At 71.9% G+C, this 6,216-nt stretch carries 7 protein-coding genes; 2 read left to right on the plus strand and 5 right to left on the minus strand.

Annotated features, from left to right (window positions below; translation table 11 throughout):
• Positions 1-12: 12 nt before the first annotated feature.
• Positions 13-1,197, minus strand: coding sequence for a MarP family serine protease (locus AB0I51_RS33090; RefSeq protein ID WP_362981555.1), 1,185 nt, complete (start codon positions 1,195-1,197; stop codon positions 13-15).
• 188 nt (positions 1,198-1,385) lie between these two features.
• On the opposite strand from AB0I51_RS33090, the gene AB0I51_RS33095 reads away from it, so the two are divergent.
• Entirely contained in the window at positions 1,386-2,195 is an 810-nt protein-coding gene (locus tag AB0I51_RS33095) for a peptidoglycan recognition protein (protein WP_362981557.1), read from the plus strand.
• A gap of 124 nt (positions 2,196-2,319) precedes the next feature.
• On the opposite strand, the gene AB0I51_RS33100 is transcribed toward AB0I51_RS33095, so the two are convergent.
• Entirely contained in the window at positions 2,320-3,450 is a 1,131-nt protein-coding gene (locus tag AB0I51_RS33100; protein ID WP_362981559.1) for a peptidoglycan bridge formation glycyltransferase FemA/FemB family protein, read from the minus strand.
• Between the two features lie 190 nt (positions 3,451-3,640).
• Here AB0I51_RS33100 and AB0I51_RS33105 point away from each other — a divergent pair, with 190 nt between their 5' ends.
• A complete protein-coding gene (locus tag AB0I51_RS33105; protein ID WP_362981561.1) occupies positions 3,641-3,871 on the plus strand; it encodes a hypothetical protein in 231 nt (76 codons plus the stop codon).
• 34 nt (positions 3,872-3,905) lie between these two features.
• On the opposite strand, the gene AB0I51_RS33110 is transcribed toward AB0I51_RS33105, so the two are convergent.
• The 3 genes from AB0I51_RS33110 to AB0I51_RS33120 form a co-directional block, all read right to left on the minus strand.
• Positions 3,906-4,433 carry a carboxymuconolactone decarboxylase family protein gene (locus AB0I51_RS33110; protein WP_362981563.1) on the minus strand — a complete coding sequence of 176 codons (528 nt, stop codon included), beginning with the start codon at positions 4,431-4,433 and terminating at the stop codon, positions 3,906-3,908.
• 58 nt (positions 4,434-4,491) lie between these two features.
• Positions 4,492-5,013: a DUF4240 domain-containing protein gene (locus tag AB0I51_RS33115; protein WP_362981573.1), complete on the minus strand. Its 522-nt coding sequence runs from the start codon at positions 5,011-5,013 to the stop codon at positions 4,492-4,494.
• 78 nt (positions 5,014-5,091) lie between these two features.
• A complete protein-coding gene (locus AB0I51_RS33120; RefSeq protein ID WP_362981565.1) occupies positions 5,092-6,096 on the minus strand; it encodes a WYL domain-containing protein in 1,005 nt (334 codons plus the stop codon).
• Positions 6,097-6,216: the final 120 nt, after the last annotated feature.

Here is a 6,216-nt window from a genome sequence, read left to right on the forward strand (position 1 = left end):
GTGAACGGGGACCTACGACGTGACCAGGTCGCCCGTGTCCACCTCCGCCGTCGCGGTCGCTGCGCGCTGGGCGTCCCCGGAGACCTCGTCGGCCGTCAGCACGTACCCCGTCTCGTCGTCCGAGGTGGAGCGGGCGAAGACCACGCCGTAGACCTTGCCGCCGGTCGTCAGGAGCGGGCCGCCGGAGTTGCCGGGGCGGACCGTGGAGCGGATCGAGTAGATCTCGCGGGTGACGGTCCCGTCGTTGTAGATGTTCTGCCCGGTCGCGTTCACGCGGTTGGCGACGGTCGCGGCCTGGAGGTTCAGGTCGCCGTCCTGCGGATAGCCCGCGACCACGGCCGAGTCGCCGCGCGCCGCGCCGTCGTCGAAGCGCAGCACGGGCGCGGACAGCCCCGGCACGTACAGCACGGCGACGTCCTTGTTCGGGTCGAAGAGGACCACCCGTGCCTCGTACGACCGCCCGACCCCGCCGATGCGGACCGTCGGGTTGTCGATGCCCGCCACCACGTGCGCGTTGGTCATCACGTGCTGCGGGGCGAACACGAAGCCGCTGCCCTCGCGGCCCTGCGTGCCCGAAGAGCCCTCGATCTTGACCGTGCTCCGCTTGGCGGCGTTCGTCGCGGCGGCCGTGACGCTGTCGCCGGTCGGCTTGGCCACCTCGGCCGTCGACGCGTTCTCGAACGGGTTGAAGACCTGCGGGAAGCCCGCAGAGGTGAGCGCGGAGGTCGCCCGCGAGAACCACGTCGGTGTCGTGTCCGGCATGAGCTTCTGCACGCTGCCCAGCAGCGCCGAGTCCTGGATCGCCGTCGTGACCACCGCCGACGAGGACGCGCCCAGGACGCTCGCGGCCACCCATGCCACGATCAGCACCGCCACCGAGTTCGCCGCGGCCCCGCCGATCCCGTCGGCCACCCGCAGCGGCCCCTGGTCCAGCTCCCTGCGCAGCTTCAGTGCGAGCCGCCCCGCCAGTTCGTGCCCCACCACCGCCGGCACCAGCACGGTGAGCACGGCGGTCACCGTGGCCGCCGTCGTCCCCGGTGTCACCAGGTCCATCACCCACGGCAGCACCCACACACCGACGACCGCACCGCCCACGAACCCGGCGAGCGACACACATCCGGCGACGAGGCCGCGCCGGTACCCGGACGCCGCGTAGGCGAGGATCACCAGCAACAACAGCAGGTCGAGCAGGTCCACGGAGCCGCCTTTCTCTCGGAACCCTTAGTACGCGAGGAACGGGCCCACTGATCAGTCACGCGCGCGTGACCCCCGGGAAGCCGCCACGCGTGCGTGTACCCCCAGAAACGTGCCGGACCAGGACGATGGTTCCACCGGGTGGCACAGCACACATCGCGGACGGAGCGTTTCCGGCCGAGAGTGTGACCATGCGTGTTCCGAGAAGAACGCCGGGTGCCCGGCGTCGGCGCCGGATACGAATACCGCGCCCGGCGCTCGTGCTGCTGGCCTGCCTCCCCGGCCTCGCCGCCGTCCTGGTGCTGGCGCTGTGCGCGAACGGCATCGGACGCAGGGCCACGGCCGCCGTGCACGCCCCGGTCGCGGCCCGTCCCGCGGCGCTCCGGCACACCGCGCCCGAGCCGCGCATCGTGCCCCGCTCGGCCTGGCTCGACGCGCTCTCCCGGCACGCGCAGCCGCCGCCGCGCTACGACGACAAGGTCGTCGCCGTCTTCGTCCACCACACCGACTCGCCGAACGGCTACGACTGCGCGGACGCGCCCCGCATCATCCGCTACCTCTACGCCGGCCAGACCGGCGTCCGGGACTGGGACGACATCGGCTACAACTTCCTCGTCGACCGGTGCGGCACGATCTACGAGGGCCGGGCGGGCGGTGTCGACCGGGCGGTCACCGGTGCGCACACACAGGGGTTCAACCACCGGACGGCGGGGATCGCGGCGATCGGCACGTTCACCTCCGGGATGGCCGTCCCGAAGGCGATGACGGACGCGATAGCGGCACTGGCCGCGTGGAAACTGGGGCTCGCGGATGTCGATCCGCGCGGCAAGGCGCGGCTGGTCTCCAGCAACAGCCTCAGTCGGTATGCCGCCGGTACGGCCGCCGTGCTTCCCGCTCTCGCGGGGCACAAGGACGGTTACATGACGAGTTGTCCGGGGGCTGCGCTGCTGGCGCGGCTTCCGGGGGTTCGGGAGCGGGCGGCGCGGTTGCAGGGGCGTTGATCGCCCCCGCCGCCCCTACCCGTCGCGTCCCCCGGGGGCTGCGCCCCCGGATCCTCGCTCGGTCGGGTGTCGGGTGCGGGTTCGGTGGGGGCCGGGCGCGCAGTTCCCCGCGCCCCTGAAGGCCCTACCTGCGCCCGAGATAGATCGCCAACGCCCGTTGCAGCATCTTCCCTTGGGTGCCCACGGGGCGTTCCCACTCGCCCAGGTACTCCACGGTCTGGCCGCCCGCGCCGGTCTTGAAGAGGAGGCGGCCGACCAGGCGGTCCTCGGCTACCAGGGACGGGGTGACGGACCGGAGGTCGTAGGTGTCGGCGCCGGAGTCCAGGGCCTCGCACAGCATGCGCCACAGCAGGAGGCTGCTGGGGCGGAGTTCACGTCCTCGGCGGCCGGAGGCGGGGTAGGAGTGCCAGACCCGGGGGCCGACGCCGATCATGAGTGCGGAGGACAGGACCTCGTCGTCGTACTCGGCGAGGTAGATCCGCATCCGGTCGGACTCCTCGGCGTTGAGCGCCTGCCACATGCGCCGGAAGTAGTCGAGGGGGCGGGCCTTGAAGCCGTCACGTTCGGCGGTGGCGCGGTACAGGCGGTGGAAAGCCGGCAGATCGTCGGCCGAACCCCAGAAGACCCCGACCCCGCCGCCCTCGGCGGTCTGCAGGGCCTGCAGCCAGTGCGGGGCGAGACTGCGGCGCAGTTCGTCGACAGACCGCCCCGTCAACGGAATCCGACAGCCGTACCGGGGCTGTCCGAGCCCGAACCCGCTGTTCTCGTTCTCCCTGCACCGCCGCCAGCCGAGACGTTCGAGGCGGTCCGCCGCGTCCAGCGCGTAGCCGTCTATCCCGTCCGTCGGCAGATCCCGCAGATGCCGTACGGCGGGGTCGGCGACGCCTGCCGCGACGGTGGCTGCGTCCCAGTGCCGGACCACGAGCGGCGGGCCGATGCGGACCGAGAACGCGCCCTCCTTCTCCAGGTGGGCGAGGAGCGGGTCCAGCCAGCGTTCGAGGCGCTGGCTCCGCCAGTCGATCGCGGGCCCGTCGGGGAGGTAGGCGAGGGAGCGTCCCGTCCCGGGGAACGCCCGGTACAGCACGAGGGCTACGGCGACCAGCGCGTCCCCCTCGAACCAGCCGACGCTCTCCGCGGTCCAGTCGGGCTTCACGTCGGCCCACTCGGGGATCTGCAGATGGCTCGCGTCCGGGTGCAGCCGGAGATGGGCGAGGTGCTCCTCGCGGGTGATCTCCTTCACGTACGGGCTGGTCATGGGCACGGCGCTCCTGTTCGGCGGCGGCCACCGTAAGCCGGACCTCACGGCACCGGTCAAGACCTCAAGTCTGTGAACTGCGCGAACACTTGGCCGCGCCATGCTCACAGGTTTCTCGCAGGCAACTCACCGGGTCCCCCGAGGCACGCTCCCTATCGTCATGCACACGCACTGACTGGAGGTGGGGAAAATGAACAGCAGTCACACCAACACCACGGAGAAGTCGGCCGGTTGGGCCAAGTCCGCCCGCGGCCCCTGGGCGGTGGTCTGCGCGGTCGCGACCGTGATCCTCGGCCCGGCCGCCGTCACGGCCTCCGCGCTCGACCAGGCCAACGCGGCCCCGATGCACCACGCGGTACGGGCCGACCGGAACCAGGCCTACATCCCGACGGACACGAGCCGCCGCCGCCACGCCGCCTAGAAGTCACCGGCGCGGCGGCGGAAGCGGCACGGGTCTACCGGCGGCCCAGTTCCCAGTACTGCTCGCCCACCGGATCGATGTCCACGCCCAGGCCGTTCAGCAGGCCGGCCAGCATCGTGTAGTACCCGACCGTCGTGATCAGCTCGACCACCTGGCGGTCCGTCAAATGCTTGCGCAGTGAGCCCAATGTGCCGTCGGTGAGCGTGTGCCGGGCCAGCAGCTCCTCCGTCGCGGTCAGCAGCGCCGACTCCGCCGCGTCGAACTCGCCTTCCTCCGCACGGAGTTCGACGACGGCATCCAGCTGCTCGGCCGTCACCCCCGCGTGCAGCGCGATCGGGCGGTGCTGCACGACCCCGTACGCGCAGTCCGTACGCGCCGCCACCGCCACTATCACCAGCTCGCGCAACCGCACCGGCAACGACGACCCGAGCACCGCCAGCCCCAGGTCGATCGCCGGACCCGTCAGCTCCGGGGCGTGGGACAGCATGCGGAACGCGTTCAGTGGAGTGGGGAGCTTGTCGAGGGCTTCGGCGGAACGCTCCGGGTACGGTATTCGAGCCACAATGACCTCACGGGGATCCGGTGTGTCGGTGGACGGGGCACTCATCGCCGTACCCCCCTCACTCCTGCCGGAACCTCTCCCGCAGCTTCGGGAAGCGTTCCGCGAGGACGGCCTCGTTCTCCAGGTCGAGCGGGGCCCCGAGCGGCTCGGCGGGCGCCGGCGGAATGCCCAGGTCGGGGGCGACGGTACCGGTGAGCTGCTCGTACGCCTCGTCGGCCGCGTATCCGAGCTCCTCCCCGTCGCCGTCGATCTCGTCGTCGAAGTCGTCGATGAGCTCGGCCAGCGAGTCGGGGTCGTGCACGGCGCCCTCGTAGACCTCGCGGCCCTGGCCGATCAGCCAGCACCGGAAGAAGTCGAACGCGTCGTCGCTCGCCCCGTCGAGGAGCACCCACGCGGCACCCCACAGATCCCAGGTGTAGGCGCGGTTGTAGCGGGCCTCGAAATGACGGGCGAAGTCCAGCACCAGCTCCGGATCCAGCAGGAGCAGCCGGTCCACGAGCAGGTCCGCCTGCTCCTCGGGGTCGCCCTCGGCGGCCTCGCGGGTGGCGTCCACCAGCTCCCAGAACTCCGTCTCGTCCATCACGGGTCAAGCATCGGTCCTGGAGGAGTGGTGCGCACGTGGAGTACGGCGGATTGTCACCTGGAGAGGGGCAGATCGTTATGGGCGGTACAGCGCACCCAGTCTCACCGTGTCGCGCACGAACCGTGCCCGCAGACTCGCCGGAGCCAGCACCTCCACCTCGGGACCCAGCCCCGCGAGCTGGCCGTGGGCCACCTCCTCGGACTCCACCGGGAGGGTCACCGTCACCCACCCGTCCCCGTCCCTGTCGCCGTCCCTGTCGCCGTCCGGTGCGGCCGCGAGGTCCAGCGCCTCCCGCGCGGCGGTGGGATCGACGGCGTACGGCAGTCTTCGGGCGCCCTCGGGGGACACCCGTACCACCACCTCCGCCCGCAGGATCGACCGCGCGAACTGCTCCGCCCGGTCCTCCCAGAACGCCGGGAGGTCGAAGTCCTCCCGGCGCGTGAAGCGTTCGTCGGGCGCCGCCGGGTCGACCGCCGTGAAACGGTCGATCCGGTACACCCGGAAGGAATCGTGGTCCGCCACCCGCGCGCACAGGTACCAGACGCCCGCCTTGAGCACGAGCCCGTACGGCTCCAGTTCCCGTTCGACGTCGGAGTCCCCGCGCCGGTACCGGGCCACCACACGCCGGTCGTCCCACACCGCGTCCGCTACGGCGGGCAGGAGCTCGGGGGTCTTGGGTTCCGTGAACCAGCTCGGCGCGTCCAGGTGGAACCGCTGGGCCGCCGCGTGCGAGGCGTCCGACAGGGACGGGAGCAGGGCCGCGGACACCTTCAGCCGGGCCGCCGACGCGGCGTCCTCCAGCCCCATCTCGCGCAGCGCCCCCGGCAGCCCGCTCAGGAACAGCGCCTCCGCCTCGCCCCGGGCCAGGCCGGTCAGCCGCGTCCGGTACCCGCCGACGAGCCGGTACCCACCGGCGCGTCCCCGCTCCGCGTACACCGGCACACCCGCCTCGGAAAGCGCCTGCGCGTCCCGCGTCACCGTCCGCTCGGACACCTCCAGCTCCCGCGCCAGCTCGGCGGCGGTCATGGAGGCGCGGGACTGGAGCAGCAGCACCATTTTGATGAGACGGGCAGCGCGCATGGCTTCATGATGAGGGATCTCGCCCCCGCCGCCCCTACCCGTCCCTGGGGGCTGCCGCCCCCAGACCCCCGCTTCGGCCTGAACGGCCTCGTCCTCAAACGCCGGACGGGCTGGAAATCC

This window comes from Streptomyces sp. NPDC050549 (assembly GCF_040655035.1).
Taxonomy (GTDB): domain Bacteria; phylum Actinomycetota; class Actinomycetes; order Streptomycetales; family Streptomycetaceae; genus Streptomyces.